General features: G+C 40.8%; 1 protein-coding gene. It reads left to right on the top strand.

Features of this window, described 5'->3' with window-relative positions; genetic code table 11:
• Positions 1–245, top strand: a 245-nt coding sequence (locus tag SB756_RS33960; protein ID WP_410913746.1) for a benzoate/H(+) symporter BenE family transporter, incomplete at both ends; no start/stop codon positions are given.

The following is a 245-nucleotide window of genomic DNA, read 5'->3' as shown; positions in this document are numbered from 1 at the left end:
CTGATTTAGTTGCGAGCTGGATTTTAATGCTAGGTTTAGTAATGGGAACAACCTCAATAGGTTTATCTTACTATTACAAAGTTCCTGTTTTAATTGCATGGTCGACCACTGGGGCTGCTTTGCTTATATCAAGCGCACAGGGATATAACCTAAACGAGGCGGTTGGAGCATTTATGTTTGCCGCGTTGTTGGTTTTTTTGTCGGGTATAACGGGTTGGTTTGAAAAAATAATGAACCGAATACCC

The organism is Pseudomonas sp. SIMBA_068, from assembly GCF_046534705.1.
Taxonomy (GTDB): domain Bacteria; phylum Pseudomonadota; class Gammaproteobacteria; order Pseudomonadales; family Pseudomonadaceae; genus Aquipseudomonas; species Aquipseudomonas putida.
Note: the sequence above shows the minus strand (reverse complement) of the source record. Positions and strands in the feature narration are given on the sequence as shown.